Annotated in this window: 26 protein-coding genes; 16 read left to right on the forward strand and 10 right to left on the reverse strand. The window is 50.8% G+C overall.

All coding sequences use genetic code 11. The annotated features are described in order from the left end of the window. Window positions 1-40: 40 nt before the first annotated feature. Window positions 41-1,297, reverse strand: a complete 1,257-nt coding sequence (locus HGH92_RS04730) for a metallophosphoesterase (RefSeq protein ID WP_247654826.1) — start codon at window positions 1,295-1,297, stop codon at window positions 41-43. 398 nt (window positions 1,298-1,695) lie between these two features. On the opposite strand from HGH92_RS04730, the gene HGH92_RS04735 reads away from it, so the two are divergent. The 9 genes from HGH92_RS04735 to HGH92_RS04775 all read left to right on the forward strand — a co-directional run bounded on the left by HGH92_RS04735 (window position 1,696) and on the right by HGH92_RS04775 (window position 9,584). Then, window positions 1,696-2,376 (forward strand): metal-dependent hydrolase, encoded by a 681-nt coding sequence (locus tag HGH92_RS04735; protein ID WP_168869598.1) that lies wholly within the window; start codon window positions 1,696-1,698, stop codon window positions 2,374-2,376. 68 nt (window positions 2,377-2,444) lie between these two features. After that, a complete protein-coding gene (locus HGH92_RS04740; RefSeq protein WP_168869599.1) occupies window positions 2,445-3,245 on the forward strand; it encodes a ParA family protein in 801 nt (266 codons plus the stop codon). After that, window positions 3,242-4,150, forward strand: a complete 909-nt coding sequence (locus HGH92_RS04745) for a ParB/RepB/Spo0J family partition protein (protein ID WP_168869600.1) — start codon at window positions 3,242-3,244, stop codon at window positions 4,148-4,150. The genes HGH92_RS04740 and HGH92_RS04745 overlap by 4 nt, the downstream gene beginning before the upstream one ends. Before the next feature lies 1 nt (window position 4,151). Beyond that, the gene (locus tag HGH92_RS04750) at window positions 4,152-4,853 is read left to right on the forward strand and encodes a DUF5683 domain-containing protein (RefSeq protein WP_168869601.1); all 702 of its coding nucleotides are present in this window, start codon (window positions 4,152-4,154) and stop codon (window positions 4,851-4,853) included. A gap of 37 nt (window positions 4,854-4,890) precedes the next feature. Further along, window positions 4,891-5,607 (forward strand): 4-hydroxy-tetrahydrodipicolinate reductase, encoded by a 717-nt coding sequence (dapB, locus tag HGH92_RS04755; RefSeq protein WP_168869602.1) that lies wholly within the window; start codon window positions 4,891-4,893, stop codon window positions 5,605-5,607. A 160-nt stretch (window positions 5,608-5,767) separates the two neighbouring features. Further along, window positions 5,768-6,187 carry an RrF2 family transcriptional regulator gene (locus tag HGH92_RS04760; protein WP_168869603.1) on the forward strand — a complete coding sequence of 140 codons (420 nt, stop codon included), beginning with the start codon at window positions 5,768-5,770 and terminating at the stop codon, window positions 6,185-6,187. A 484-nt stretch (window positions 6,188-6,671) separates the two neighbouring features. Next, entirely contained in the window at window positions 6,672-7,355 is a 684-nt protein-coding gene (locus HGH92_RS04765) for a phosphoadenylyl-sulfate reductase (protein ID WP_168869604.1), read from the forward strand. Window positions 7,356-7,394: 39 nt separating this feature from the next. After that, window positions 7,395-8,303 (forward strand): sulfate adenylyltransferase subunit CysD, encoded by a 909-nt coding sequence (gene cysD, locus HGH92_RS04770; RefSeq protein ID WP_168869605.1) that lies wholly within the window; start codon window positions 7,395-7,397, stop codon window positions 8,301-8,303. A gap of 33 nt (window positions 8,304-8,336) precedes the next feature. Then, window positions 8,337-9,584, forward strand: a complete 1,248-nt coding sequence (locus tag HGH92_RS04775; protein WP_168869606.1) for a sulfate adenylyltransferase subunit 1 — start codon at window positions 8,337-8,339, stop codon at window positions 9,582-9,584. A 118-nt stretch (window positions 9,585-9,702) separates the two neighbouring features. Here the strand turns inward: HGH92_RS04775 and HGH92_RS04780 are convergent, their stop codons facing one another. Beyond that, window positions 9,703-10,641: an NAD-dependent epimerase/dehydratase family protein gene (locus HGH92_RS04780; RefSeq protein WP_168869607.1), complete on the reverse strand. Its 939-nt coding sequence runs from the start codon at window positions 10,639-10,641 to the stop codon at window positions 9,703-9,705. 252 nt (window positions 10,642-10,893) lie between these two features. On the opposite strand from HGH92_RS04780, the gene kdsA reads away from it, so the two are divergent. Continuing rightward, entirely contained in the window at window positions 10,894-11,715 is an 822-nt protein-coding gene (kdsA, locus tag HGH92_RS04785; protein ID WP_168869608.1) for a 3-deoxy-8-phosphooctulonate synthase, read from the forward strand. Between the two features lie 68 nt (window positions 11,716-11,783). Next, complete coding sequence (locus HGH92_RS04790; RefSeq protein ID WP_168869609.1) at window positions 11,784-12,191, forward strand: hypothetical protein; 408 nt, start codon at window positions 11,784-11,786, stop codon at window positions 12,189-12,191. 153 nt (window positions 12,192-12,344) lie between these two features. On the opposite strand, the gene HGH92_RS04795 is transcribed toward HGH92_RS04790, so the two are convergent. Next, window positions 12,345-12,566 carry a PspC domain-containing protein gene (locus HGH92_RS04795; RefSeq protein WP_168869610.1) on the reverse strand — a complete coding sequence of 74 codons (222 nt, stop codon included), beginning with the start codon at window positions 12,564-12,566 and terminating at the stop codon, window positions 12,345-12,347. 294 nt (window positions 12,567-12,860) lie between these two features. Here HGH92_RS04795 and HGH92_RS04800 point away from each other — a divergent pair, with 294 nt between their 5' ends. The 3 genes from HGH92_RS04800 (at window position 12,861) to HGH92_RS04810 (ending at window position 16,451) form a co-directional block, all read left to right on the forward strand. Further along, a complete protein-coding gene (locus HGH92_RS04800) occupies window positions 12,861-15,134 on the forward strand; it encodes an aconitate hydratase (RefSeq protein ID WP_168869611.1) in 2,274 nt (757 codons plus the stop codon). A gap of 90 nt (window positions 15,135-15,224) precedes the next feature. Next, window positions 15,225-15,854, forward strand: coding sequence for a hypothetical protein (locus HGH92_RS04805; protein ID WP_168869612.1), 630 nt, complete (start codon window positions 15,225-15,227; stop codon window positions 15,852-15,854). Window positions 15,855-15,869: 15 nt separating this feature from the next. Beyond that, window positions 15,870-16,451 (forward strand): TIGR00730 family Rossman fold protein, encoded by a 582-nt coding sequence (locus HGH92_RS04810; protein WP_168869613.1) that lies wholly within the window; start codon window positions 15,870-15,872, stop codon window positions 16,449-16,451. On the opposite strand, the gene HGH92_RS04815 is transcribed toward HGH92_RS04810, so the two are convergent. Both HGH92_RS04815 and HGH92_RS04820 read right to left on the reverse strand, forming a co-directional pair. Next, the gene (locus tag HGH92_RS04815) at window positions 16,448-17,521 is read right to left on the reverse strand and encodes a DUF4421 domain-containing protein (RefSeq protein ID WP_168869614.1); all 1,074 of its coding nucleotides are present in this window, start codon (window positions 17,519-17,521) and stop codon (window positions 16,448-16,450) included. The genes HGH92_RS04810 and HGH92_RS04815 overlap by 4 nt on opposite strands. Before the next feature lie 32 nt (window positions 17,522-17,553). Continuing rightward, a complete protein-coding gene (locus HGH92_RS04820; RefSeq protein ID WP_262888726.1) occupies window positions 17,554-18,027 on the reverse strand; it encodes a metallophosphoesterase family protein in 474 nt (157 codons plus the stop codon). Between the two features lie 65 nt (window positions 18,028-18,092). On the opposite strand from HGH92_RS04820, the gene purU reads away from it, so the two are divergent. Further along, window positions 18,093-18,959: a formyltetrahydrofolate deformylase gene (gene purU, locus HGH92_RS04825; RefSeq protein WP_168869616.1), complete on the forward strand. Its 867-nt coding sequence runs from the start codon at window positions 18,093-18,095 to the stop codon at window positions 18,957-18,959. A 96-nt stretch (window positions 18,960-19,055) separates the two neighbouring features. On the opposite strand, the gene HGH92_RS04830 is transcribed toward purU, so the two are convergent. Continuing rightward, window positions 19,056-19,646, reverse strand: coding sequence for a hypothetical protein (locus HGH92_RS04830; protein WP_168869617.1), 591 nt, complete (start codon window positions 19,644-19,646; stop codon window positions 19,056-19,058). A gap of 105 nt (window positions 19,647-19,751) precedes the next feature. On the opposite strand from HGH92_RS04830, the gene HGH92_RS04835 reads away from it, so the two are divergent. Beyond that, the gene (locus tag HGH92_RS04835; RefSeq protein WP_168869618.1) at window positions 19,752-20,579 is read left to right on the forward strand and encodes a CHAD domain-containing protein; all 828 of its coding nucleotides are present in this window, start codon (window positions 19,752-19,754) and stop codon (window positions 20,577-20,579) included. Between the two features lie 87 nt (window positions 20,580-20,666). Here the strand turns inward: HGH92_RS04835 and hutG are convergent, their stop codons facing one another. The 4 genes from hutG to hutH form a co-directional block, all read right to left on the reverse strand. Further along, on the reverse strand, window positions 20,667-21,668 hold the full coding sequence (gene hutG / locus HGH92_RS04840) for a formimidoylglutamase (protein ID WP_168869619.1): 1,002 nt from the start codon (window positions 21,666-21,668) through the stop codon (window positions 20,667-20,669). Next, window positions 21,652-22,899, reverse strand: coding sequence for an imidazolonepropionase (hutI, locus tag HGH92_RS04845; protein ID WP_168869620.1), 1,248 nt, complete (start codon window positions 22,897-22,899; stop codon window positions 21,652-21,654). Before hutI ends, hutG begins: the two co-directional genes overlap by 17 nt. A 119-nt stretch (window positions 22,900-23,018) precedes the next feature. Then, window positions 23,019-24,689, reverse strand: coding sequence for a urocanate hydratase (hutU, locus tag HGH92_RS04850; RefSeq protein WP_168869621.1), 1,671 nt, complete (start codon window positions 24,687-24,689; stop codon window positions 23,019-23,021). Continuing rightward, entirely contained in the window at window positions 24,667-26,235 is a 1,569-nt protein-coding gene (gene hutH / locus HGH92_RS04855) for a histidine ammonia-lyase (RefSeq protein WP_168869622.1), read from the reverse strand. Before hutH ends, hutU begins: the two co-directional genes overlap by 23 nt. Between the last annotated feature and the right edge of the window lie 13 nt (window positions 26,236-26,248).

Consider the following 26,248-nt stretch of genomic DNA (forward strand, 5'->3'; position numbering starts at 1 on the left):
AGCGTCTGGTTTTCAATACCTGAATTAAAATGCTTGGCGCCTATACAAGGTCAATAACCGTGATTTCAGGCAGTACCCCCACGCGGCCCGGATAACCGAGGAAACCGAAGCCCCTGTTCACATACAGCCGTTGTTCCCCGGCTTTGTACAGGCCAGCCCATTCCTTGTAGAAGTATTGTGCAGGGCTCCATTTGAGGCCTGGTATTTCCACGCCGAACTGCATGCCATGCGTATGGCCGGCCAGGGTGAGGTCAATGTCCGGGAATTCCGGGCGTATCTGGGCATCCCAGTGGGTGGGATCATGCGACATCAGGATTTTGAAAGGGATATGGTTTACGCCGTCGTAAGCCCGGCGCAGATCGCCGTGACGGGGGAAACGTTTGATAGCGCTCCAGTTTTCCACACCAAGCAGGGCGATTTGCCCGCCGTCTTTTTCCAGCACCACGCTTTCGTTCATCATCAGTTTCCAGCCCAGTTCACCATGCACTTGCTTCAGGCGTTCCAGGTTTTTCTGCTGCATGTCGCTATGGCCTGCCGGTGTTTTGTCCGGCCAGGGATAATAGTCGCCATAATCATGGTTACCCAGCGTAGAATACACGCCCATAGGGGCTTTTACCTGGCTGAACACATCCATCCAGTGGGTCATTTCATCCGCGCGGTCGTTGACCAGGTCGCCGGTAAACAGTACCAGGTCGGCTTTCTGGGCGTTGATCATATTAACGCCCTTTACCACCGCTTCGCGGTTGGCAAAGCTGCCGGAATGGATGTCTGAGATCTGGACGATGCGCAGCCCTCTGAAGGAGGCCGGCAGATTTTTAAATGCGAGTTTGAGTTTATGGACGCGGTAGTTGTATTTATTGGAGAAGCCGTACAGCAGGGTGCCGAAAAGGCTGCCGCCGGCGATGAGGCCGAGACGGCTCAGAAACTGGGAGCGGGAGATGCCGTTTACCGTACCTTCCGCAGCAGCGGTGCTTTGTGCCGGGACAAACCGCTGAATCAGCCATACGATACCGCGACGGACATCATCTATCAGCAGGAATACGACCGCCAGCAGTTTCGCTACTACCAGTCCCAGGAATATGGCCATCAGGTAGGATTTCAGCTGAGCGGGCCAGCTATGCCAGTGAATATAGGGCAGCAGCAGGACCATGATAATGCAGATGGCGGATACGGCCCAGTAGGCAGAATAGGCGATGACCCGTACCCGGGGCAGTGACATGTACACCATGGCTCTTACCGCCTGAAATACGTAGAGGTCCAACAACAGGAGAAAAACGACTAATATAATAGAATTCAATCCGGGTCGCATTACAAATATTTAATATAAATTATAACAGAAAGGCAAATTAATACAAGTTATCCGTCAGAAAAAGTTAAAACGGGTAGCTGGCAGGTATGCAGACGAATAACACACGGATAAATTGCAGGGTTTTAAATTAAATGTTGAAATGGGGTTATTTATCGTATTTATATTAATTATATATTAAATATCATCCATTCCCGGATTCATATTGATCAGGACACTTTGTGAATAAATAAATATACTACAGCGCCGGAATTGTTGCTAATCGTTGTATTTTTGTCCGATTCAGGTAGCTTGTAACATTTAATTACCCGGGTTAGTGATTTTTGGGCGAAGGCTTAAATTCATCATTAATAACCGGTAATTCGTTTTTTTTACCTAAAATTGAGACCATGAGATACACCAATTACGGTCATTCCTGCTTTGCAGTGGAGATAAAAGGCAAGCGGATACTTTTTGACCCGTTCATTACCCACAATGAGCTGGCCAGCAAGGTAGACGTTCAGGCTATACAGGCGGATTATATTTTTGTTTCCCATGGCCATGAGGACCATGTGGCGGATTTGATTTCGCTGGCGAAGCAGACCGGGGCCATGGTGGTATCTAATTTTGAGATTGTTACCTGGGCGGGCAAGCAGGGGCTGACCAAGCTGCACCCCATGAATACCGGCGGCAAATGGAAATTTGATTTCGGCACTGTTAAGTGCGTGGTGGCCCAGCATTCCAGCGGGCTGCCGGACGGCACTTACGGTGGTAACCCGATGGGATTTGTATTTATCACTGACGAAGGCAATTTTTATTACAGTGGCGATACCGCGCTGACCATGGACATGGAGCTGATACCGGGCATTGCAGAACTGGATTTTGCCGTTTTACCGATTGGTGATAATTTCACCATGGGCCCGGAAGATGCCATTGCCGCGGCTGAAATGATTGAATGTGAAAAAATAATCGGCATCCATTATGACACCTTCGGGTATATCAAGATAGACAAGAGGGAGGTCATGCAGCTTTTTGACGAAGCCGGCGTGGAGCTGCTGCTGCCTGAAATAGGCAGTACCATAGAGGTTTGAGGAAGAGGCGATACTGCTATTTAATCCTTTATCCTATAAATGAACCTTTGAATTTTTTAAATTACACAATGGCTAGAGTAATCGCAATCGCTAATCAGAAAGGTGGGGTAGGAAAAACAACCAGTGCAATCAACCTGGCAAGCAGCCTGGCTGTGCTGGAATTCAAAACATTGCTGGTAGATGCTGATCCCCAGGCAAACAGCACCACAGGGCTGGGTTTTGACCTGCGTAATGTGCAGCAGAGCCTGTACGACTGTATGGTAAACGATGTTCAGGCCAGAGATGTGATATTGGAATCTGATACGCCCAACCTGAAAGTATTGCCTTCCCATATTGACCTGGTAGGTGCAGAGCTGGAACTGATCAATCATCCCAGCCGTGAGCGGGTGATGAAGCAGGTGGTGGACGCGGTAAAGGATGATTACGATTTTGTGATCGTAGACTGTTCCCCTTCTTTGGGACTGATCACGGTGAACGCACTGGTGGCGTCCAACGCGGTGATCATCCCTGTACAATGTGAATTTTTTGCACTGGAAGGTCTGGGCAAATTGCTCAATACCATTAAGATCGTTCAGAGCAGACTGAATACAGACCTGGAAATTGAAGGTATCCTGATGACCATGTACGATGGCCGTTTGCGCCTCAGTAACCAGGTGGTGGACGAAGTGAAGCAGCATTTTGAAGAGAGCGTATTCAACACCATCATCCATCGTAATACCAAACTGGGTGAAGCGCCCAGCTTTGGTAAATCTGTTATTATGTACGATGCAGCCAGCACTGGTGCCATCAATTACCTGAACCTGGCCAAGGAAATACTGCAGAAGCATAACTACACGAAAATTAAATCCAAAGACAAAATCTTAAAATGAGCAATCCAAGTAAGAAAGAGGCGTTGGGGAAAGGTATCCGCTCGCTGCTCCAGAACATAGACACTGACCTGAAGCATACTGCCGGCGCCCTGGGCGATAACGCAGTAGCTGCCGCTACGGGTATTGAACGTATTGCGCTGGAACAGATCGTGACCAATCCGAAGCAACCGCGTCGTGACTTTGATGAGGTTGCCCTTCAGGAACTTAGTCAGTCGATCAAGCTGCATGATATCATCCAGCCGATCACAGTGGCCAAGATCAGTAACAAAAAATTCCAGCTGATTGCAGGAGAACGCCGTCTGCGCGCCAGCAAAATGGCCGGTCTGAAAGATATTCCGGCCTATGTGCGCCAGGCCAATGACCAGGAACTGCTGGAGCTGGCACTGCTGGAGAACCTGCAAAGGGAAAACCTGAATGCGATCGAGGTTGGATTGAGCTACAAGCGTTTGATGGACGAATGTTCCCTCACACAGGAACAGGTGGCCGACCGCATGGGCAAGGAAAGAAGCACTGTCACCAACTATATCCGCCTGCTCAAACTGCCACCGGACATCCAGGTAGCGGTACGCAACGGACAACTGAGCATGGGCCATGCCCGCGTGCTCACCGGCGTGGAGAATGTGGAGAACCAACTGTTCCTCTACAATGAAATCCTGCAAAACGGGCTGTCAGTAAGACAAACCGAAGACCTGGCCCGCAAAATCAACCAGGCCGACAAAGGTAACCAGCAGAAAGCGGTCAAGGCTAAACTGCCCCCCGCTTTCCAGAAAATACAAGACAACCTCAGCTCCCACTTCTCTACCAAAGTGAAGCTGGACAGAGGCAAGAATGGCAAAGGAAGCATTATGATCGAATTCTATTCAGACGATGAACTGAATAGCATCCTGGAAAAAATAGATTTATAAGGTGGCTAAGAAGGCTGGAAGATTATTCCGTTTATTTCGTCGTCATGTACTGGTATGTATGGCATTACTGGTATTGGCGCCTGTACTGAAAGGGCAGGACACTACCCGTCGTACTGCCCATCCCATCGATACGTTGCCTTATCCGGTAAAAGACACTACCAGAAGCACTGAGCTGACCGATACCACGGCGTCTATCAAACTGGCGCCGCGTGCGCCGCACAGCCCGCGCAAAGCAGCGCTGTATTCAGCTATTCTGCCGGGGCTCGGACAGGCGTACAACCACGAATACTGGAAAATGCCGCTGGTATATGCCGCCATCGGTACCTGTACCTACTTCTTTGTATGGAACATGGACAACTACCGGAAATACCGTGATGCCTACCGGCTATCAGTAGACGGTAACCCTGACACGAACATATCGGACCCGCTGCTGGCCAATAAATCATCACAGTACCTGAAAGCCAACCGCGATTATTTCCGTCAGAATATCGATTATTCCGTTCTTTTCTTTGTACTGGCTTATACGCTTAATATCGCCGATGCCACGGTATTTGCGCACCTGCGCAACTGGGACATGTCTGATGAACTGAGCATGCGGGTATCCCCGGCCATCATCAACAACCAGGGTTTAGGCATCAGCGTTAAACTGGCCATCGGCGGCGGCCGTAAAAACCATAAGTCTGCCTGGCTGGCAGGCCGCTAACCAGCACATCATCCACTAAAAAATATCAGCAAGGGTCATGAAAATAGCACTAATAGGATATGGTAAAATGGGTAAGGCGATCGATGCCATTGCCACAGCCAAAGGTCATGAGGTAATCCTGAGAATAGACCACGATGCCCAACACCTGCTGGAAAAAGAACATCTTGGACAGGCAGATGTGGCCATCGAATTTACCACCCCCGAAACAGCTTACCATAACATACAAAAGTGCTTTGAAGCCAACGTACCTGTTGTAAGCGGCACCACCGGCTGGCTTGAGAAACTGCCGGAAGTGAATGCGGAATGCGAAAAAGGACACCACGCCTTTTTACATGCCACCAACTTCAGCATCGGCGTCAATATCTTTTTTGAAGTCAACAAAAGACTGGCAGACCTGATGGCCAGCCAGCCCCAATACAACGTATGGATGGAAGAAATCCACCATACCCAGAAAAAAGACGCCCCCAGCGGGACCGCCATCACCCTGGCTGAACAGCTGCTGGCTTCCGTTGACCGGAAAAAGGGCTGGGTCAATGAAGAAACACAGCAGACTGACATGCTGTCTATCATTTCCAAAAGAATAGACCCCGCACCAGGCACTCATACCATTCACTACTCTTCTCCCATCGACGATATCACGATCACGCATACCGCACATTCCCGTGAAGGCTTCGCTGCCGGCGCCGTAGTAGCAGCGGAATGGCTGAAAGATAAGACAGGCGTGTTTACGATGAGAGACGTGCTGAACCTATAGAGACTGTATAATGGCTTGAAAATCAATTATTATTTATTCCTGTCACGCTCCACGCAGGCTGCCGGAACATAAAACTCAAAAGAAGAGCTTATATTTGTTACGTCAAAAATGTTCATTGCAGCACCGATAGCGTCATCCCCAGGGATGCAAATAAGTCAGTATGTTATCTAAAAAAACACAATACGCATTTCACGCACTCATTCACCTGGCAGAAAATGTTGATAAAGGGCCTATCCTGATTTCTGAGATCGCTCAGGAGAAGAATATCTCTATCAAGTTCCTGGAAAACATCCTGCTGGAGCTGAAAAATGCCGGTATTCTGGGCAGTAAGAAAGGGAAAGGCGGCGGATATTATCTGATGCGTCCTCCGAAAGAGATTGCACTGGCCAAGATCATCCGGTTGCTGGACGGCCCCATTGCCCTGTTGCCCTGCGTAAGCCTCAACTATTATGAGCGCTGCGAGAACTGTCGCGATGAAGCCGTATGCGGCCTGAATGAAGTGATGGGCAAAGTAAGGGACGCCACCCTGAAATTGCTGGAAACCAAAACATTAAAAGATATTCTTACCCGCAACGCATAAACAGCGCAGCGAGCAAATTATCCAGGCCGGCAGGGATTTCCTGCCGGTTTTTTTTGCCCCTTGCCCCAACCCAGGGCTGAAGCCCTGGGCCACAATCTGTTGTTCGGTTTCTCTCTATGAAGATCCTGGCAGTACCAGAGAACCCATAAAGTGCTTCGGTTTCTCTCAATGAAGGTCCTGGCAGTACCAGAGAACCCATAGAGTGCCTCGGTTTCTCTCTATGAAGGTCCTGGCAGTACCAGAGAACCCATAAAGTGCTTCGGTTTCTCTCTATGAAGATCCTGGCAGTACCAGAGAACCTATAAAGCGCTTTGGTTTCTCTTTATGAAGGTTTTGGCAAACCCTCCCCCATAGCCCATTCCCCAACAAACGACAAATTTTCACCACAATAGTCTATCTTTTTTATAGGATTTATGTATTTTTGTGTACGGCGTCACTGAAAAGTACGCGCTGGCACTAGGCAATTATCTTTAAGGAAGATTACATGACAGACATTACCAACGCACTGGCCAACAAGCCGGTGGTAGAAGCCATACAATATCTCCTGGAGCAGTATCCGGGTGCCGTGGCGTTTTCTACTTCCTTTGGCCAGGAAGACCAGGTAATCGCAGACATTATCTGGCGTAACCATTTACCCGTAAGGGTATTTACCCTGGACACAGGACGCCTGTTCCAGGAAACCTATGACGTAATGGACGTCACCCTTGCCCGTTACAAACAGCCGATCGAAGTGTTTTATCCCGAAACAGCGGCCGTAGAAAAACTGGTCACCGAAAAAGGCCCCAACAGCTTTTACGAATCCGTGGAAAACCGCAAACAATGCTGCGGCGTCCGGAAAGTAGTACCGCTCAACAGGGCGCTGGAAGGCGTAAAAGTATGGATCACCGGACTACGTGCCGAACAGTCCGAAAACCGCCACGACATGCAGACGCTGGAATGGGACGAACAACGCCACCTCTATAAATACAATCCCCTGATCCACTGGGGATATGATGAAGTCCTGGCCTACCTCTCCCAACACAACGTTCCTTATAACAAACTGCACGACAAAGGCTTTATCAGCATCGGATGTGCGCCCTGTACACGCGCCATCGAGCCGGGAGAACATCCGCGCGCCGGCCGGTGGTGGTGGGAACAGTCGCAGAAAGAATGCGGCCTGCACGGATAAAAGAAAACAGCCTTTGCAATCATAAAATCATTGTCACCCATGACACATCAGATAAACTGGGAATTTCCACAGGCGCTGGAAGATGAAGCCATATACATTTTACGCGAAACAGCCGCCCAATTCGAAAAGCCGGTGCTGCTCTTCTCCGGCGGTAAAGACTCCATTACGCTCGTAAGACTGGCCCAGAAAGCCTTTTATCCGGGCAAGGTGCCCTTTCCCCTGTTACATGTGGACACCGGCCACAATTTCCCGGAAACCATCGAGTTCCGCGACTGGCTGGTCAACACACTGGGCCTGGACCTGATCGTCCGTAATGTGCAGGACAGCATTGACCAGGGCAAAGTACAGGAAGAAACCGGCAAATACGCCAGCCGCAACGCCCTGCAGACCGTTACCCTCCTCGATGCCATCGAGGAAGGAAAATTTGACGCCTGCATCGGCGGCGCACGCCGCGACGAAGAAAAAGCCCGCGCTAAAGAAAGAATATTCTCTGTCCGCGATGAATTCGGTCAGTGGAACGCCAAAATGCAACGCCCTGAACTGTTTGATATCCTCAACGGAAAAATCAATATCGGTGAAAACGTACGTGTGTTCCCCATCTCCAACTGGACAGAACTGGACGTATGGAACTACATCCGCCGCGAAAAACTGGAAATACCTTCCATCTACTTCGCGCACGAAAGGGAAATCATTGAGCGGGATGGCCTCTACTGGCCTTATTCCGCCTACCTCAACACCACCGCCGATGAAGTGCCTTTCCGCCAGAAAGTACGCTTCCGTACCGTTGGCGACATGACCTGTACCGCTGCCGTACTGTCCGAAGCCGATAAGCTGGAAGACATCATCGCAGAAATCATGGAAGCCAAAATTTCCGAACGTGGCGCACGTATAGACGACAAACGCTCCGAAGCCGCCATGGAGAAAAGAAAACAGGCAGGTTACTTTTAACATTTACTTCTTACAGCAAAAAAGCGAACGCATATGGAGGTTTTACGTATAGCCACTTCCGGTAGTGTGGACGATGGGAAAAGCACCCTGATCGGCCGTCTTTTATACGACACCAACTCTATCCCCCAGGATAAAATGGAGGCGCTCCACGCCGCCAGCAAACGCAAAGGGCTCGACTTCACCGATCTGTCTCTGCTGACAGACGGCCTCGTGGCAGAAAGAGAACAAGGCATCACCATCGACGTGGCGCATATCTACTTCTCCACCCCTACCCGTAAATACATTATCGCCGATACACCCGGCCATATTGAATATACCCGCAACATGGTGACCGGCGCCTCCAATGCGCAGGTATCACTCATCCTGATCGACGCCCGCAAAGGCATCGTGGAACAAACACACCGCCACTTTTTTATCGCCAACCTGTTACGCATTCCGTACCTCGTAGTGTGCGTCAACAAAATGGACCTGGTGGATTACAACGAGGCCCGTTTCAATCAGATCGTGGAAGACTTCCAGCAGCTGCTGGCCAGCGCCTCCTATAAAGCACAGGAAGTGAAGTTCATCCCCATCTCCTCCCTGTATGGCGAAAACGTGGCCACCCGCACCGGTTCCATCACCTGGTACCAGGGCCCTACCCTGCTCGATTACCTCGAACAGATCGCTTTTGACCAGGAGGACAGCCGTCACCCGGCCCGCTTCCCCATACAAAGCGTGATCCGTCCACGTACCACCGAATACCACGATTTCCGTGGCTTCGCCGGTAAAGTGGCCAGTGGCCATTTCAACGTAGGCGATGAAATCATCTCCCTGCCATCAGGACAAAAAAGCAGGATCAAAACCATTGAGCAGTTCGAAAAACAACTGCCGGCGGCCCATGCCCGTGAAAGCGTGGTCATCACCCTCGAAGATGAAATTGACAGCAGCCGGGGCAACATGCTGGTAAAAACAGACAACGTTCCGGAACAACGCAAGGAAATCACCGCCAATATCTGCTGGATGGACCAGCAAAAACTGGTGGCCGGGAAAACCTACCTGCTCCAGCATGGCATCAACCGCGTGAAAGCAAAAGTGCAGCAGGTCAACTTCGTCATCGATGTAACCAGTTATCAACACATCGAAGGCAAAAATGACATGGGCTTAAATGATATCGGTAGCATTACTCTGAAAACAGCCCAGCCCATCTTTGCCGATATATACGCGGAAAACCCTGCCAATGGCGCGTTTATCCTGATTGACGAGTTTAACAACACGACTGTTGCGGTAGGAACTTTAATATAACGGACTGAATAAAGCAATATAAAAACAAAGGGCCCGGTGAAGATATCACCGGGCCTTATTTTATACTCAAATCAAACAATAATATGCGAGACTTAAAACCGCATCCTTACGGGGACGGTTATATGTTTTTCAGCATGTCCGCCGTCATTTTCTCCAGGTCATACTCATGTTTCCATCCCCAGTCGGCGCGGGCGAGACTGTCGTCCATGCTGTTGGGCCAGCCGTCAGCGATTTGCTGGCGGTAGTCCGGCTCATAACTGATCGTGAATTCGGGAATATGTTTTTTGATCTCCGCCGCGATCTCCTTTGGAGAGAAGCTCATTCCGGAGAGATTATAGGCAGAGCGTACAGATATTTTGGAGGCATCGGCTTCCATCAGTTCAATGGTAGCACGGATAGCGTCCGGCATATACATCATGGGCAGATATGTGTTCTCTGACAGGAAGCTGGTGTATTTTTTATGCTCCTTTGCCTCGTGGAAGATTTCCACTGCATAGTCAGTAGTACCGCCGCCGGGAGCAGACTTATAGCTGATCAGGCCGGGATAGCGCAGGCTTCTTACGTCTACGCCATAACGGTGGTTGTAGTATTCGCACCAGCGTTCACCGGCAAATTTGCTGATACCGTAGATGGTAGTCGGCTCAATGATGGTGTGTTGCGGCGTGTCCTGCATCGGGGAGTTAGGACCGAATACCGCGATAGAGCTGGGCCAGTATACTTTGTCAATATTTTCTTCCTTGGCGATATCAAGTACGTTGAGCAGGCTTTGCATATTGATATGCCATGCCAGCAGCGGATTTTTTTCGCCGGTGGCAGACAGGATGGCCGCCAGCAGATATACCTGGGTGATGTTGTGCCGGATGATCAATACGTGCAGCATCTCTTTGTTCATTACGTCCAGCGACACATACGGGCCTGTTCCTTTCAGCAGCTCATGTTCCTCGCGCAGGTCCGACGCCACCACATTGGCATCTCCATACATTTTCCTTAACGCCAGGGTCAGCTCCACGCCTATTTGTCCGCAGGCACCAATAACCAGGATCTTATCTTTCTTCATATACCGAAAATTGTAAGCAATAATTTGAGAGCGTAATATTAACAGGTTCGGCGATATTTCCGTTCCACCCCTCCACGCGCATGACAATGCTATAACAATAAAAACTGCAATGGGTGGACTTCCCCATCCGGGATTACAAAAGTATGACAATTTTAACTTTTCGTATAGGGAAGAGCTGTCTGTACGGGGTCCTGTTAATGCCGGGAAAGACTATCTTTGCATGGCGATTAACGACCCAATAGTTATAAAATTATGAAGCATTTAAAATCATTGTTCAAAGAACAATACAATCCGGAAAATTTTTTCCTGATTGCCGGTCCGTGTGTAATAGAAGAAGAAGAGCTGCTGATGGAAGTAGCAGAGAAAGTTTCAGGTATCTGCAAACGTCTGTCTATTCCCTATGTTTTCAAGGCTTCCTACCGGAAGGCCAACCGTACGAGCGTACATTCATTTACCGGTATTGGTGATGTAGAGGGGCTGGAACTGTTGCAGAAAGTAGGCAAAACATTCAACGTACCTGTTACTTCTGATATCCACTCCGCTGCCGAAGCCGCCATGGCCGCCGCTTATGTGGACGTATTACAAATCCCGGCCTTCCTTTGCCGTCAGACAGACATTCTGCTGGCCGCAGCGGAGACAGGAAAAGTAGTCAATGTGAAAAAAGGTCAGTTCCTGAGCGGCGAGTCCATGAAATTTGCCGTAGAGAAGATCAAAGGGGCTGGCAATGAACATATCATTTTAACGGAGAGGGGCACCACTTTCGGTTACCAGGACCTGGTGGTAGACTATCGTAACATCCCGGTGATGAAACACCTGGGACAGCCGGTGGTAATGGACTGTACGCATTCTTTGCAGCAGCCGAACCAGACCAGCGGCGTTACCGGCGGTAATCCGCAGATGATCAGCACCATTGCCAAGGCGGCTATTGCCACCGGTGCTGACGGGCTGTTTATTGAAACCCATCCGGAGCCTTCCCGTGCCAAATCTGACGGCGCCAACATGCTGCGGCTCGATCTGCTGGAAGAACTGCTGGAAAAACTGGTGGAACTGCGTAAAGTAGCGGTGAAATTATAAGCGCCTGCTTCCCCTTGTTGTTTTGGGCTGTTTTATGTAAATTCATGAAACACTAAAAACAGCTCACTATGATCAGTTTACACCATTTAAAAACCGGAGATACGGTGATTACCAATTACGGCGGTGTAGAGAAACCGGGGAAGATTCTACAGGTGGATCATGAGGACAAAAAAGTGCTTGTGGCCACCGATAATGACACGAATGAGTTTTGGTACGATCTCGACAACCTGCACTCTATTCCGTTGGACGAGGCGACTTTACTCAGATTGCAGTTCCATCTGGACAGTAACCAGTCCGGTAATGGCAAAGGCAAGCTGTATGTGCGGGGACCGTTCTCCGTGCGTATCCATGAGCCAGGCAATCAGCCCGTGCTTCAGTTGCATTACCGTGATGAAACAAGGAACCTGAATGCGCCTATTACGCTGAATGAACTGCAGAACCATTATCATGGTATGACTAATTTCCATCTGGAATAACTACCAGATGAGGCTATACGACAGAGAGGATGTGACCGGTGCGCCGGTTGCGTCCTCTTTGTCTTTTCAGGAACCGGCTTTAAACAAAAGCCGCCTGTAATAGGTTTTGCTATAGCGCAGGCCCATTATCAAAATAAATAAATGAGAAAATAATCAGAGGTAACGCAGGGGGTTTCTTCTTCCGTTGAGAATATAATTCTTCATATTCATCCAGAAGGCGAGGATCATATAGACGATGACGGGCGATCCCATGGTCAGGAAAGTGGCATAAATGAAAAAGAAGCGGATCCTGGAGGTGGCTACGCCCAGTTTCTCACCGATGGCGGTACATACGCCAAAGGCCTTCCATTCCAAAAAGTCTTTAATCCGGTTCATGTTTCAAATGTATCAAATTTTCGCCGGAAAAACAAGGGTGGCCGTCACTGCCGTAATTTAACAGGAGAGCGGGCGGAGCGGCGCCGGCGCCGGTTGTCCCAAACAGGGGCCAAAAACTTAATATAACATTTTTTAACAATTCTTTTAAAGGTGGCGCCCAATTTGCCGGGCTTGTTTTCAGGGTGCCCGGCCGGGTAAAATTCTGCCGGTATCTTCAGTAATTAATTTAAAAACTTGTTGTTTTTAGTTAATTTTGCGAGCAATTTTTAACCGCTCTTAAATTATTTTTTTCCCATGGTGTTTGATATTGACATGATTAAAAGAGTGTATGCGGCACTACCGGGTAAAGTGGAAGCAACCCGTCAGCTGTTAGGCCGTCCGCTCACACTTGCCGAAAAGATTTTATACGCACACTTGTATGCACCAACTACCACGCCTTTTGAAAGAGGCAAATCCTACGTTGAATTTGCGCCGGACCGTGTAGCGATGCAGGATGCGACTGCCCAGATGGCATTGCTCCAATTTATGACTGCCGGCCGCGAAAAAGTTGCGGTTCCATCCACAGTACACTGTGATCACCTTATACAAGCCAAAGTAGGCGCCACACAGGATTTGGCGGCTGCTGTTGACACTAATAAAGAAGTTTACGATTTCCTTTCTTCCATCTCCGACAAATACGGCATTGGTTTCTGGAAACCAGGCGCCGGTATCATCCACCAGGTAGTGCTGGAAAACTATGCATTCCCCGGCGGTATGATGATCGGTACTGACTCCCACACGCCTAATGCCGGTGGTTTGGGCATGCTGGCTATCGGTGTTGGCGGTGCTGACGCGGTAGACGTAATGGCAGGCCTCCCCTGGGAGCTGAAAATGCCGAAACTGATCGGTGTGAAACTGACCGGTAAAATGAGTGGCTGGACTTCCGCCAAAGACGTTATCCTGAAAGTTGCAGGTATCCTGACCGTAAAAGGCGGTACCGGCGCTATCGTGGAATACTTCGGTGAAGGTGCTGACAGCCTGAGCGCCACCGGTAAAGGCACTATCTGTAACATGGGTGCTGAAATCGGTGCTACCTGCTCCGTATTTGCCTACGACACCAAAATGTCTGATTACCTGAAAGTGACCAGCAGAGCAGAAGTTGCTGCCCTGGCCGATGCAGTGAAAGACCACCTGCGTCCGGACGCTGAAGTGTACGCAGATCCTAAAAAATACTATGACGAGGTGATCGAAATCGACCTGAACACCCTGGAGCCTCATGTAAACGGTCCATTCACTCCGGACCTGGCATGGCCTATCTCCAAATTCGCTCAGGCTATCAAGGAAAACAACTGGCCTGAAAAGCTGGAAGTGGCCCTGATCGGTTCCTGCACCAACTCTTCCTACGAAGACATCTCCCGTTCTGCATCCCTGGCCAAACAAGCCATCGACAAACAACTGGACATGAAATCCGAGTTCACCATCACTCCAGGTTCTGAACTGGTACGTTATACCATCGAAAGAGACGGTCTGCTTTCTACCTTTGACCAGGTAGGCGGTGTAGTGCTGGCTAACGCCTGCGGTCCCTGCATCGGTCAATGGGCCCGTCACATCGATGACCCTAACCGTAAGAACTCCATCATCACTTCCTTCAACCGTAACTTCGCGAAAAGAAACGACGGCCTGGCTTCAACCCACGCTTTCGTAGCTTCTCCTGAAATCGTGACAGCACTGGCCATTGCAGGTGACCTCACCTTCAATCCGCTGACTGACACCCTGAAAAACAAAAACGGCGAAGATGTGAAACTGGACGAACCTACCGGTTTTGAACTGCCGGTAAAAGGTTTCGCAGTAGACGACGCCGGTTACCAGGCCCCTGCCCAGGACGGTAGCAAAGTACAGGTGATCGTATCCCCTACTTCTGACCGTCTCCAGCTGCTGGAACCATTTGCTGCATGGGAAGGTACAGACCTGAAAGGCCTGAAACTCCTCATCAAGGCAAAAGGCAAATGCACCACTGACCACATCTCCATGGCAGGCCCATGGCTGAAATACCGCGGTCACCTGGACAACATCTCCAACAACATGCTGATCGGCGCGGTAAACGCGTTCAACGATAAAACAGATACCGTTAAGAACTCCCTGACCGGTGAATACGGCGCTGTTCCTGCTACCATGCGTGCTTACAAAGCAGCCGGCGTTGGTGCGGTAGTAGTAGGCGACGAAAACTACGGTGAAGGCTCCAGCCGCGAACACGCTGCCATGGAACCCCGCCACCTCGGCGTTCGTGCTATCCTGGTGAAATCTTTCGCCCGTATCCACGAAACCAACCTGAAAAAACAAGGTATGCTCGGTCTGACCTTCGCTAACAAAGAAGATTATGACAAAATCCAGGAAGATGACACCATCGATATCCTGGGCCTGACTACCTTCGCTCCGGGTAAACAACTCACTGTAGTGTTGCACCACAAAGACGGCAGCACCGATGAATTCGCTGTAAACCACACTTACAACGAACAACAGATCGAGTGGTTCAAAGCCGGCGGCGCGCTGAACGTAATCCGTGCAGAAGCGGCCAAAAACAAAAAATAATTCAACCCCTGGTTGAATCAGATATGTGGAAAACGGGCAGAACATTCTGCCCGTTTTTCTTTTTAAATTGCCCCGGTAAATCATCGCCATATGCCCATTCCTGTTATCCACGATATCTGGACACGGCTGAATCACCCGTATACTGCTGACGCGACGCTCGTTCAACAAACCTTTGCGGACATTCAGACCGCCTACCAAGCCCCGGAAAGACATTATCATAACCTCCAGCATATCACCCAGCTGCTGACGTTGCAACACAGCCATGCCGGTCAGCTTACAGCATCAGACGTAGTGCAGTATGCCATTTTCTTTCATGATATCGTATACGACGTGCAGCGGCGGGACAATGAAGAGCGCAGCGCCGTGGCCGCGGTGGAGTACCTTCGGCAAACCAATTTTCCCCCGGAGAAAATTACTGCCGTGGATACGTTTATCCGGGCTACACAAACACACATCAACACCCAAAACGACCGTGACCTGGATTATTTCCTGGACTTCGATCTCCAGATACTGGGAGCTGCCCCGGACAACTATCAGGCATATACGCAACAGATCCGCCGGGAATACAGTATCTATCCCGATACACTGTACCATCCCGGCAGAAAAAAAGTATTACAACATTTTCTGGAGATGCCTGCCATTTACCGGACCCCTGACTTTCAACAACAATATGAAACGCAGGCCCGGCAAAACATACAGGCAGAACTACATAACTTATAACGGAAACAATTGCATATGAAAAGTATCGTCGTTTTTTGCGGTTCCAGCGCCGGCCTTGATCCGGTATACATGGATCAGGCCCGTCAACTGGGCGCAGCGCTTGCGCAACGCAACATCACCCTGGTGTATGGCGGCGCCAAAGTAGGCCTGATGGGCGCCGTAGCAGATGGCGCATTACAGGCAGGCGGAAAAGTAATTGGCGTATTGCCGCATTTCCTTCAACAGAAAGAGCTGGCGCATACTGGTCTCACTGAGCTGGTGCTGGTAGACACCATGCATGAGCGCAAAACCAAAATGAACGAGCTGTCTGACGGCGTTATTGCGCTGCCGGGCGGCTTTGGCACCATGGAAGAATTGTTTGAAATGCTCACCTGGGGGCAACTGGGGCTGCATCAGAAACCTGTTGGCATGCTCAATGTCAACGGCTTCTACGATGCATTGCACCAACTGTCGCAAACCATGACGGAGAAAGGCTTTCTGTCCGCCTCCAACCGTGACATGCTGCTGTACAGCGATCAGATCGACGAGCTGCTGACGAAGATGGAACAGTACCGTCCTGCCGAAAAGCCGAAGTGGATCACACCGGCGCAGAGTTAGTTCATCGTTTCTTTTGTTTCTTTCAGCGCCCTGGTCCTCCACAGCGGTTTCTTCAACTCAAAACGGCGGACCAGGCTCACCCTGAAATTGCCTGTACCGAAAGCCTGATAGGTATTTGGTGCAGGCATTTTGCTACGGGTGGTCATGCCTACATAGTGGATACCGGCAAAATAGCGGCTGGAATTGTATCCCAATGACGCTCTCACCGTATTGCTAAACTGAAGCCCCACGCTGTGGCTCACATCCCCATTATCGTAATGCAGGCCGGTTTTGGCAGCCCCGATGCCGGTGGTGACTGACAGCGACAGGAAAAAATGCTGCCGGTAAACAAACGTGTGGGCATATCCGACATTGGCCGCCAGGCTGGCGATGCCGCTTTTATAATAGTGCTGCTCCCGCAGAAAAGTGGTGTCAACAATGTTGGAAGGCACGAGCGAAGAGTCGCCCTTTATGTTCGCGAGAAAGAATTCCCCACCCACGATAAAAGACCCCGCGCTTTTCTTCTGATATTCATTTTGCAGATTGGGCGCCCGGTAAGAGAAACGTTTATCATTAAAGATATACTGTACATTCAGTCCCAGTCCGCGATTACGGATATCCGGCCGTTGCGGATAGGGGTTCTGCCGTGCGTATTCTTTTCCAAATACCTTCTCCGGGTTAGCGATATAATACCCTTTATACGACTGACCGTAAAAATCGACCACTAATTTGCGCAGGTAGATATGCGACTGCAGGTCAATATAGCGGGTATTGCCATATTTTTCCTTCTCCCTGTTGATAAACGGGAAATTAAACCCGAGGTTAATACCGATAAAGCGGTAATTGGCGCCCACGCCGATATTGAAGGGCGTATTGGGGCGGTAGAGTATATCTCTCTTTTGTTTTCTGTCGATGATATCGTACTTGGTGAATTTACGCGAGCCATACAGGCGGAAGGTGATATCTTCCGTATGATCTTCTATATAGGCCGTATCATTCTCGGTTTGCAGCCATTTAAAGAATTTACCCTGGGCCCCTGCACGAACGCATCCACATACCATCGCCAATATTAATATTACAGATTTGGTCATAAGTTTTTTGTCGTTATATATCCACAGGAGGATCAGCCGGGTAATTCAATTACTTCGAGTTGTTCAATACGGCCCTGATCGAGCCGGAACCGCAACAGGGTTTTTACTTTATGCCATCCTTGCTGGCCACAGGCGCCCGGGTTCATATGCAACAATTGCAGTGCCGGGTCCGGCATTACTTTCAAAATATGGGAATGCCCGCAGATAAAGAGTTTCGGAGGATCTTTTTTCAGCGCCTCCCGGACACCGGGGGCATATTTCCCCGGATAGCCGCCAATGTGGGTCATTAACACCTCCACACCTTCCACAGTAAAGCGGAGTGTTTCGGGGTAACGGATACGGATATCCGCGCCATCGATATTACCATAAACGGCTCTGAAAGGTTTAAAAGCTTCCAGCTGGTCGGCCAGCGCTACATTGCCGATATCGCCTGCATGCCATATCTCGTCCACCTCTTCAAAGTACTTAAATACCTGTGGGTGCAGATAGCTGTGCGTGTCCGACATTAACCCGATTTTTTTCAACGGAAATACTTTATAGCTTTATATGATTATTTTTTATTTTTAGTCCTATGCAAAACTCCCCTGTACAAACGATCGCCTGCCTGTTGATATGCTGTCCTGACCGGCCTGGTATTGTAGCCGGTGTTTCTGTCTTTTTTTTCCAACTCGGTGCAAATATACTCGATGCGAGCCAACACAGTACTGATCCACGTGAAGGATTGTTTTTCATGCGGATGGAGATACAGCTGGACATCGCTGACAAAGCAGGGCTGGAGCAGTCTTTCCAGGAAAAAGTGGCCACGCCGCTGGCGATGGAATGGCAGATCCATTACAGCGACCAGCGCAAGAAGATGGCCATTATGGTATCTTCCTATGACCATTGCCTGATGGAGCTGCTATGGCGCTGGCGCAGTGGCGAGCTGGCCGTAGACATCCCTGTGGTGATCTCCAATCATACCAAACTGGAAAAAGAATGCACTTCATTGGGCCTTCCTTTCCACTACCTGCCGGTAGATGCCGGCAATAAAGCCGCACAGGAGCAGGCAGCCATAGACCTGTTACAGCAGCATGATATTGATTTTACCGTGCTGGCCCGGTATATGCAGATCCTGTCGCCCCGCTTCGTAGAACAATACCCTCAACGCATTATCAACATACATCATTCCTTTTTGCCCGCCTTTGCCGGCGCGCGCCCTTACCTCAACGCCTATACGCGCGGCGTGAAGCTGATTGGCGCCACCGCCCACTATGTCACCAATGAGCTGGACGAAGGCCCTATCATTGAACAGGACGTGGCCAGGGTAAGCCACAAACACGCTGTAGACGACCTGGTGATGCTGGGCCGCGACATAGAGCGGCAGGTGCTTACCCGCGCCGTGAAAGCCCATATTGAAAACAGGGTGATCGTGCATGGTAACAAGACAATTGTGTTTTAAGATACCCCTACAGGACATTAAACAAAAAATCCCTGTTGATAAGCATCAGCAGGGATTTTTTGTATATATGATCTTTTGATGTCAGACGCCGGATCATTACTTGTTGATGAACTTCGCCAGTTTCTTTCCGGAAACAGCGTAAGCTTCTTTGATACGTTCGCCGGTATCGAAGTCGAAACCGCCAAATATGCGGCCAGGCGCATTGTCCACGGAGATTTTAGCCACTGTTTTTTTGCTGGCTGTTTCCAGGATGAGCACTTCCGCATCGATATAAGCGTTTTTACGCATCACGCCCACGTTGAAGCCCGGCTCCACGAAAGTGGTGTGGAACACCAGGGTGTATTTGGCACTGGCGTAGTTACCTACTTTGGTATCGCTGTTCTCGTTGAAGAGCGACTGAAAGCTGGGCTCAAAACGGTCCTTACGGTCGTTTTTCCAGGCTTTGGCCCAGTTATCGCCTTTACCCGCCTCTTTCTGGTTGTATTCCGCTGTTTTCTTCTGGATGTAATCCGCTTCATTGTCGAACTTGCCGACTTTCAGCTGGTCATAGGTAAATTCAACATTCACCTGTTTTTCATTTTTCAGGGCAGACAGATCTCCGTCTATCAGTTTGATTTTCTGCGCTACCGCAGGAAGCCCGATAGTAGCCAGCAAGACAACTGCCGCTATTCTGGGGATGATTTGCATAATCGTGTGGATTTTGCGCAAAACTATGAAAAGCGAAAAGGAAAATCATACGTATTTATACCTGATTTTCCCCGGGCTTCTCCTTTTTTTGTTAACTTTAAGATAATGCTGAAAACCATTCTGCACGAGTATCTGGAGACCAGCTGCGCCACTGTTGTGACCGCGTTTGAACAGCTCCCGCATCCCGCCCGGCGGCAACATGCTATCCATCAGCTGCGGGTGGGGAGTAAAAAGATCCGTGCCCTGCTGGCCGTGGCGAAAGAGATACCCGGTTATCACCTGAAAACACGGTCCTACCTCAGCACGCTCCGGCTATTACAGGACATTGGCGGTATTTCCCGCGACACCCGCCTACAGGAACAGTTTCTTACCCATCATGAAAAAACCATCGGCTGGCGTTTTTCCGTAGCGCACCTGTTATTGAAAACCCGGTCAGCCACGGCGGACAATGCACTGACAGCCACCATGGAACGCCTTTCCATCAAAAAACTCTCCCGGCTGGAGGATGCTTTTAAAGAAGCTATTGCGGATATCGATGAAACGGCCGCCATCGACGCCATCATAGCGCATGTGGCTACTATGTACAATGAGACGAAGCTGCCCGAAAGCAACGCCCCGGCCTCTTCCTGGCATGACCTGCGCAAGCGTATGAAACGGCTCTACTACCAGCTGGGCATCGTTACGCAACTGCCCCATCATACCCAGCAGCACCAGGAACAACTGCAGCATAGCAAAAAAGCAGGAGAGTTGCTGGGCCAATGGCATGACGCCAGCGAGCTTTTAGTGTTTATAAAAAACACGGCCACTCATATCAGAAAGGAAAAAATCATGTTGCCGGAAGAAGTGCCACAGCTGATTAAGCTCCTGCAACGGGAGACTAAAGAAAAGCTGGCGGAAAGCGCAAAGCACCTGAGAGATTTGGGGATTTTTTGATTTTTCGATTTTTTGATTTCATCAATAAGAAGACCAAAGTGGATGGCTTCACCCACTTTGGTCTTCTATTTTATCGATCTGAAAATTTTACTCTTCCCCACAATACGCCATCAGCGTTTCAAAGATAATAGCGGCGCCCAGTTTGGCAGTACGGTTGTCCTGGTCCAGTGATGGGTTCAGTTCGGCGATATCCACTCCCCTTACTTTTCCGCTGTGCATAATGGCCCTGTAACATTGCAGGAACAGGCCTCCCGGAAGGATGCCGTTGTAAGCGGTGGCGCTTACGCCGGGTGCAAATGCGGCCGCAAAAACATCGAGGCAGGTAGTCAGATACACATGGTCCACCTGACTGAGGAAATGCTGGATAGCCGCCAGCAGCGTGTCTTTATCGTTCAGATGGAAAGCATCGGCGCCCACATAGGTAGCGCCTTCTTCTCCGGCGATATTAAAAAGCTGGCGTGTATTGCCGTTTTTCTGGATACCGAGGGCGAGGTAGTTAAATGTTTCCTTGTTGTTTTTACAGTCCTGCGCCAGTTGCCAGAAGCCAGTGCCGGAGCTGGGCCCTTCTTCACCCGGAACACGGATATCGAAATGGGCGTCGAAGTTGATCAGTCCGAGGTTGCCTTTCTGCCGTACAAATTTGCGGATACCACTGGCATGACCATACGTAATTTCATGACCGCCGCCCAGCAGAACAGGCAGGTAACCTGCTGTCAGCAGTGCCTGCACCGCCTCACTGAGCACCAGTTGCGCGTCTTCCAGTGCAGTACCGTCACAAACGATATCGCCGGCATCGAGCAACACGGTATTTTCCTCAAAATGCGCGGGGAAGTTGGCTATTGCTTTTCTCAGGGCGCCCGGGCCATCTACGGCGCCGGTGCGGCCTTTATTACGGCGTACCCCTTCATCACAGGCAAACCCGAGGAATGCCACCCCTTTCTGTCCTTTTTGCAGGGCAGGAAGCGGTTGTTGCAACAGGTCTGCTGTGCGGACCACCTGATGCCAGCGCAGCAGGTCTGTTTCTGTACCATCAGTACGGCCGGTCCATGTGTCAGGGGCCGTTGGCCGGTAGCTATCCTTTGTTATCATAAGATTGAACTAATTCTCCTTTTTTCCACACCTTCGCCGGTTTCATTTTACCCTGATAGTACAGGATGTCCCTGAAGTCGGCGGTGGGGTATGCCTGCATATCGGCGGCAAAGCCGGCCTGCAGTTGGCCTGTCTCTTTCAGCTGTAGTGCCGGCGCGGCCCTGAAGGTAAGGGCTGCCAATACTTCAGCGGTTGACAGTTTTTCTGCTGCGCTCATCACAGCGGCCTGTACCAGCAGATCGCCCATAGGCGCAGATCCGGGGTTCCAGTCGCTCGCAATCGCCACCGATGCACCAGCATTCAGCAATCTGCGTGCCGGGGCATAATGCATGCCCAAACCGAGGGATGCGCCGGGTAAAACCACCGCCACGGTGTCAGATTTTGCGAGAAGGTCAATTTCATGGTCGCTGCTGGCCTCCAGATGGTCGGCTGACAGCGCGCCTGCCGCTACGGCCACCGCAGCGCCACCGGCGCTGAACTGGTCTGCATGCACGGTGGCGGCAAAACCCAGCTCACGGGCCTTTTGCAAATAGGTCAATGCCGCTTTCGCAGAGAAAGCCGTTTCTTCGATGAAAATATCCACCCGGTCAGTCAGGGATTCCGCTTTCAGCACGGGCAGCAGCTCATCGAGCGCCCATTGCAGATATTCCTCTTCCGTACCGGAAAAATCACGCGGTTTCATATGGGCAGCCAGACAGGTAGGCACCAGCGTGGCAGCCGTATGCAAGGACGCCTGCTGAATAGCGCGCAACATTTTCACCTCACTTTCAAAGTTAAGCCCATAGCCGCTTTTCACTTCTATGGTCGTAACGCCTTCCAGCAAATGGCGATTGGCCCTGGCGACCGTATTTTCCACGAGGGTAACAGGATCGGCTAAACGCGTTTTGGTCACTGAGTCCCAGATACCGCCACCGGCGCGGGCTATCTCGAGATAACTTTTTCCGGCGATACGCATCGCATAGTCGCGGTTACGGGTGCCGTCATAACAGATATGCGTATGGCAGTCGATAAAGCCGGGCAGCAGTACCATCGGCCTGTCAATGAAAGCCACTTCACAATCAGGATGTTCCTGCAGCAATGTTTTATATGGCCCTATCGCTACAATCCTGCCCGCACTGATCACTACACCGCCTTTTTCAATAACAGTCAGCTGTTCGTCCTGCAAGGTTCCTTTCAGCGGTAAGCCACTGAGGGGAAGGATTTGCGAGAAAGGGCCCAGTAATATTTTCATGGTGCTTTTATTAATCATGAAATGTTGGGATTTTTTGATTTACGATTTCGGGAGCCGGAAGGTTATTGCCCCAAGATCCCAAAAGTCAAAAAATCCGTAAATCAAAAAATCCCTACATGTTATATGTTGATGCCGAATTTATCGCCCCATTCCTGCGCTTTTTCATAGCCGGCGTCTGCGTGGCGGAAGATGCCCATCGCCGGGTCATTGAACAGCACACGGCTCAGACAGGCCGCTGCGCGGTCTGTTCCGTCGGCCAGTACGACCATGCCGGCGTGCTGGGAATATCCCATGCCTACGCCGCCACCGTGGTGGAAAGACACCCAGGTAGCACCGCCGCCTGTATTGGACATCAGGTTGAGCAGCGTCCAGTCGCTGACAGCATCGGAGCCGTCTTTCATGGATTCCGTTTCACGGTTAGGGGAAGCCACAGATCCACAGTCGAGGTGATCGCGGCCAATAACGATCGGTGCTTTCACTTTGCCTGTTCTTACCAGTTCATTGAAGATAAGGCCTGCTTTTTCTCTTTCTCCTAAACCGAGCCAGCAAATGCGGGCGGGCAGTCCCTGGAAGGCCACTTTTTCCTGTGCTTGTTTCAGCCAGTTGATCAGGTGGGTATTTTCCGGGAAAGCTTCCATCAGTGCGCGGTCGGTGGTATAGATATCTTCCGGGTCTCCGGAGAGGGCTACCCAGCGGAAGGGGCCTTTGCCTTCGCAGAAAAGCGGACGTATATACGCAGGCGTGAAACCGGGAAAGTTGAATGCGTTGGGTTCTCCGCCTTCCCTGGCGAATTCGCGGAGGTTGTTGCCGTAGTCGAAAGTGACTGCGCCTTTTTGTTGCATCTCCAGCATAAAGCCAACGTGGCGGGCCATGCTTTTGAGCGACAGCTCACGGTAGCGGGCAGGGTCTTTCTTACGTAGTTCCAGCGCGGCTTCCAGCGTCATGCCATTGGGAACGTAACCGTTAATAGGGTCATGTGCGGAAGTCTGGTCGGTGAGCATATCAGGGATGATATTGTCTTTGAGCAGGCGTTCCAGCATATCGCCGGCATCGCTGACGAGGCCGATGGACAGTGGTTCTCCTTTAGCCATGGCTTCTTTGGCCCATGCCACGGCCTCTTCATAGGAGTAGGTCATGCGATCGATGTAGCGGGTATCGATACGTTTCTGAATGCGGGTAGGATCGATGTCAGCAGCCAGCATCACGCCGCCGGCCATAGTGGCCGCCAGTGGCTGGGCGCCGCCCATACCGCCGATACCGGCAGTAACGATCAGTTTACCCGCCAGGTTGCCGTTGAAGTGCTGACGGCCGCATTCCATAAAGGTTTCGTAGGTACCCTGAAGAATACCTTGTGTGCCGATATAGATCCAGCTGCCGGCGGTCATCTGTCCGTACATCATGAGGCCTTTGGAGCGCAGTTCGTTGAAATGCTCCCAGGTGGCCCATTTTGGCACGAGGTTACTGTTGGCCAGCATTACGCGGGGCGCCTGCGGATGGGTGCGCACGATGCCTACCGGTTTGCCCGACTGTACCAGCAGGGAATGGTCTTCATCCAGTTCCAGTAAGGTTTTGATAATTTTCTCCAGTGCTTCGCGGTTGCGTGCGGCCTGGCCAATACCGCCGTACACCACCAGTTCATCGGGGTTTTCAGCTACTTCAGCGTCGAGGTTGTTGAGCAGCATGCGCAGCGGTGCTTCCGTCTGCCAGGATTTAGCATGCAGCTGTGCGCCACGGGGCGCTTTGTAGTGCGGATGTGCCGCGTATTGTTTAATAAAGTCCAAACTGGTCATGGTAGATGCCATTTAAAGGTAATTGATGTTGTGCGGCTGCTTCATTGGCTACGCGCACAAGAGACTGGTCCGTGATGATTTGGTGTAATGCTTCAATATCGTAGGCGAAGATGCGGTCTTTATCTGCGAAAGTCACTTTCTGGCGGGCGTAGCGGTGTACTGCCTCCAGGATGGGACCGGATTTGAGCGGCCGGCGGAAATCCACTGCCTGTGCGGCATAGAGCAGTTCGATAGCGAGGATGTATTCCAGGTTGCCGATCACCTGGTTGAGTTTACGGCCGCTGATAGAGCCCATAGACACGTGGTCTTCCTGTCCGAGGGAGGTAGGCACGCTATCGGCGCTGGCAGGGAAACAGAGGGTTTTGTTTTCTGTTACCAGGGCGGCGGTGGTGTATTGTGGTATCATAAACCCGGAGTTAAGGCCGGCGTCTTCGATGAGCAGTTTAGGCAGGCCGTATCTTCCTTCGATCATCATGTAGCTGCGCCTGTCGGAGATATTGCCCAGTTCTGCTGCCGCTACGGTGGCGTAGTCCAGTGGCAGCGCCATGGGCTGACCGTGGAAGTTGCCGCCGCTGATAGTGTCGGTATCGCTGAAAATGATCGGGTTGTCTGTCACCGCGTTGAGCTCAATAGTGGTGAGCTCCAGCAGGTGCAGCCATGCTGTGCGGGAAGCGCCGTGTACCTGTGGCATACAGCGGAGGGAGTATGGATCTTGTACGCGGCCACAGTCCACATGTGAAGCCATGATCTCGGAGTTGTCGAGCATGGTTTTGAGGCGGTGCGCTACCAGCTGGTTGCCTGGGAAAGGCCTGATAGCGTGCAGGCGTGGGTCGAAAGGTTTATGAGTGCCCATGAGGCCTTCGAGGGAGAGCGCGCCGATGATGTCTGCCGCTTCCAGTGCGTTGTACAGGCGTTGCACTGCTTTTACCGCAAAAGAGAGGATGAACTGGGTGCCGTTGATCAGCGCCAGTCCTTCTTTAGGGCCAAGCACCACCGGTTGGATACCTTCCTGTTGCAGTACTGCTTCCATAGTGGTCACCTGCCCCTTGTACCATACTTTTCCGAGGCCAATCAAAGGCAGGAAGAGGTGCGACAGCGGGGCCAGGTCGCCGGATGCGCCTACAGAGCCTTTTTCAGGCACCAGTGGCGTCACATGGTTTTCGATATGCCAGATAATACGTTCCAGGGTGGAGAGCGCTGCGCCGGAGTAACCCTGTGCCAATGCATGCACTTTTGTGATGAGCATGATGCGTGCGATCTCTTCAGGGATGGGATTGCCCACGCCTACGCTGTGGCTTTGCAGGATATTGTACTGCAGCGCGCGGGTGTCTTCTTCTGAAATTTTGGTATCGCAGAGCGGACCGAAGCCGGTGTTGATACCGTACACCGTTGTGTGCCGCGATACGATCTGTTGCACGTACCCATTGCTGGTATTGACTTTGGTGATGACTTCCGGTGTGAGGACGCCCTTTATTCTGCCTGCGGCAATGTCGAGCACCACGCCTACTGTCAGCTGGTCGATACCGTATTTAAAAATAACACTCATGGTTAGTTGATTT

Source organism: Chitinophaga varians (assembly GCF_012641275.1).
Taxonomy (GTDB): domain Bacteria; phylum Bacteroidota; class Bacteroidia; order Chitinophagales; family Chitinophagaceae; genus Chitinophaga; species Chitinophaga varians_A.

Bases quoted from the DNA above. Each gene is read 5' to 3' on its own strand.
- HGH92_RS04735 (WP_168869598.1), top strand. From the start codon at position 1,696: ATGAGATACACCAATTACGGTCATTCCTGCTTTGCAGTGGAGATAAAA.
- HGH92_RS04740 (WP_168869599.1), top strand. From the start codon at position 2,445: ATGGCTAGAGTAATCGCAATCGCTAATCAGAAAGGTGGGGTAGGAAAA.
- HGH92_RS04745 (WP_168869600.1), top strand. From the start codon at position 3,242: ATGAGCAATCCAAGTAAGAAAGAGGCGTTGGGGAAAGGTATCCGCTCG.
- dapB (WP_168869602.1), top strand. From the start codon at position 4,891: ATGAAAATAGCACTAATAGGATATGGTAAAATGGGTAAGGCGATCGAT.
- HGH92_RS04760 (WP_168869603.1), top strand. From the start codon at position 5,768: ATGTTATCTAAAAAAACACAATACGCATTTCACGCACTCATTCACCTG.
- HGH92_RS04765 (WP_168869604.1), top strand. From the start codon at position 6,672: ATGACAGACATTACCAACGCACTGGCCAACAAGCCGGTGGTAGAAGCC.
- cysD (WP_168869605.1), top strand. From the start codon at position 7,395: ATGACACATCAGATAAACTGGGAATTTCCACAGGCGCTGGAAGATGAA.
- HGH92_RS04775 (WP_168869606.1), top strand. From the start codon at position 8,337: ATGGAGGTTTTACGTATAGCCACTTCCGGTAGTGTGGACGATGGGAAA.
- HGH92_RS04780 (WP_168869607.1), bottom strand. From the start codon at position 10,641: ATGAAGAAAGATAAGATCCTGGTTATTGGTGCCTGCGGACAAATAGGC.
- kdsA (WP_168869608.1), top strand. From the start codon at position 10,894: ATGAAGCATTTAAAATCATTGTTCAAAGAACAATACAATCCGGAAAAT.
- HGH92_RS04790 (WP_168869609.1), top strand. From the start codon at position 11,784: ATGATCAGTTTACACCATTTAAAAACCGGAGATACGGTGATTACCAAT.
- HGH92_RS04795 (WP_168869610.1), bottom strand. From the start codon at position 12,566: ATGAACCGGATTAAAGACTTTTTGGAATGGAAGGCCTTTGGCGTATGT.
- HGH92_RS04800 (WP_168869611.1), top strand. From the start codon at position 12,861: ATGGTGTTTGATATTGACATGATTAAAAGAGTGTATGCGGCACTACCG.
- HGH92_RS04805 (WP_168869612.1), top strand. From the start codon at position 15,225: ATGCCCATTCCTGTTATCCACGATATCTGGACACGGCTGAATCACCCG.
- HGH92_RS04810 (WP_168869613.1), top strand. From the start codon at position 15,870: ATGAAAAGTATCGTCGTTTTTTGCGGTTCCAGCGCCGGCCTTGATCCG.
- HGH92_RS04815 (WP_168869614.1), bottom strand. From the start codon at position 17,521: ATGACCAAATCTGTAATATTAATATTGGCGATGGTATGTGGATGCGTT.
- HGH92_RS04820 (WP_262888726.1), bottom strand. From the start codon at position 18,027: ATGTCGGACACGCACAGCTATCTGCACCCACAGGTATTTAAGTACTTT.
- purU (WP_168869616.1), top strand. From the start codon at position 18,093: ATGCAAAACTCCCCTGTACAAACGATCGCCTGCCTGTTGATATGCTGT.
- HGH92_RS04830 (WP_168869617.1), bottom strand. From the start codon at position 19,646: ATGCAAATCATCCCCAGAATAGCGGCAGTTGTCTTGCTGGCTACTATC.
- HGH92_RS04835 (WP_168869618.1), top strand. From the start codon at position 19,752: ATGCTGAAAACCATTCTGCACGAGTATCTGGAGACCAGCTGCGCCACT.
- hutG (WP_168869619.1), bottom strand. From the start codon at position 21,668: ATGATAACAAAGGATAGCTACCGGCCAACGGCCCCTGACACATGGACC.
- hutI (WP_168869620.1), bottom strand. From the start codon at position 22,899: ATGAAAATATTACTGGGCCCTTTCTCGCAAATCCTTCCCCTCAGTGGC.
- hutU (WP_168869621.1), bottom strand. From the start codon at position 24,689: ATGACCAGTTTGGACTTTATTAAACAATACGCGGCACATCCGCACTAC.
- hutH (WP_168869622.1), bottom strand. From the start codon at position 26,235: ATGAGTGTTATTTTTAAATACGGTATCGACCAGCTGACAGTAGGCGTG.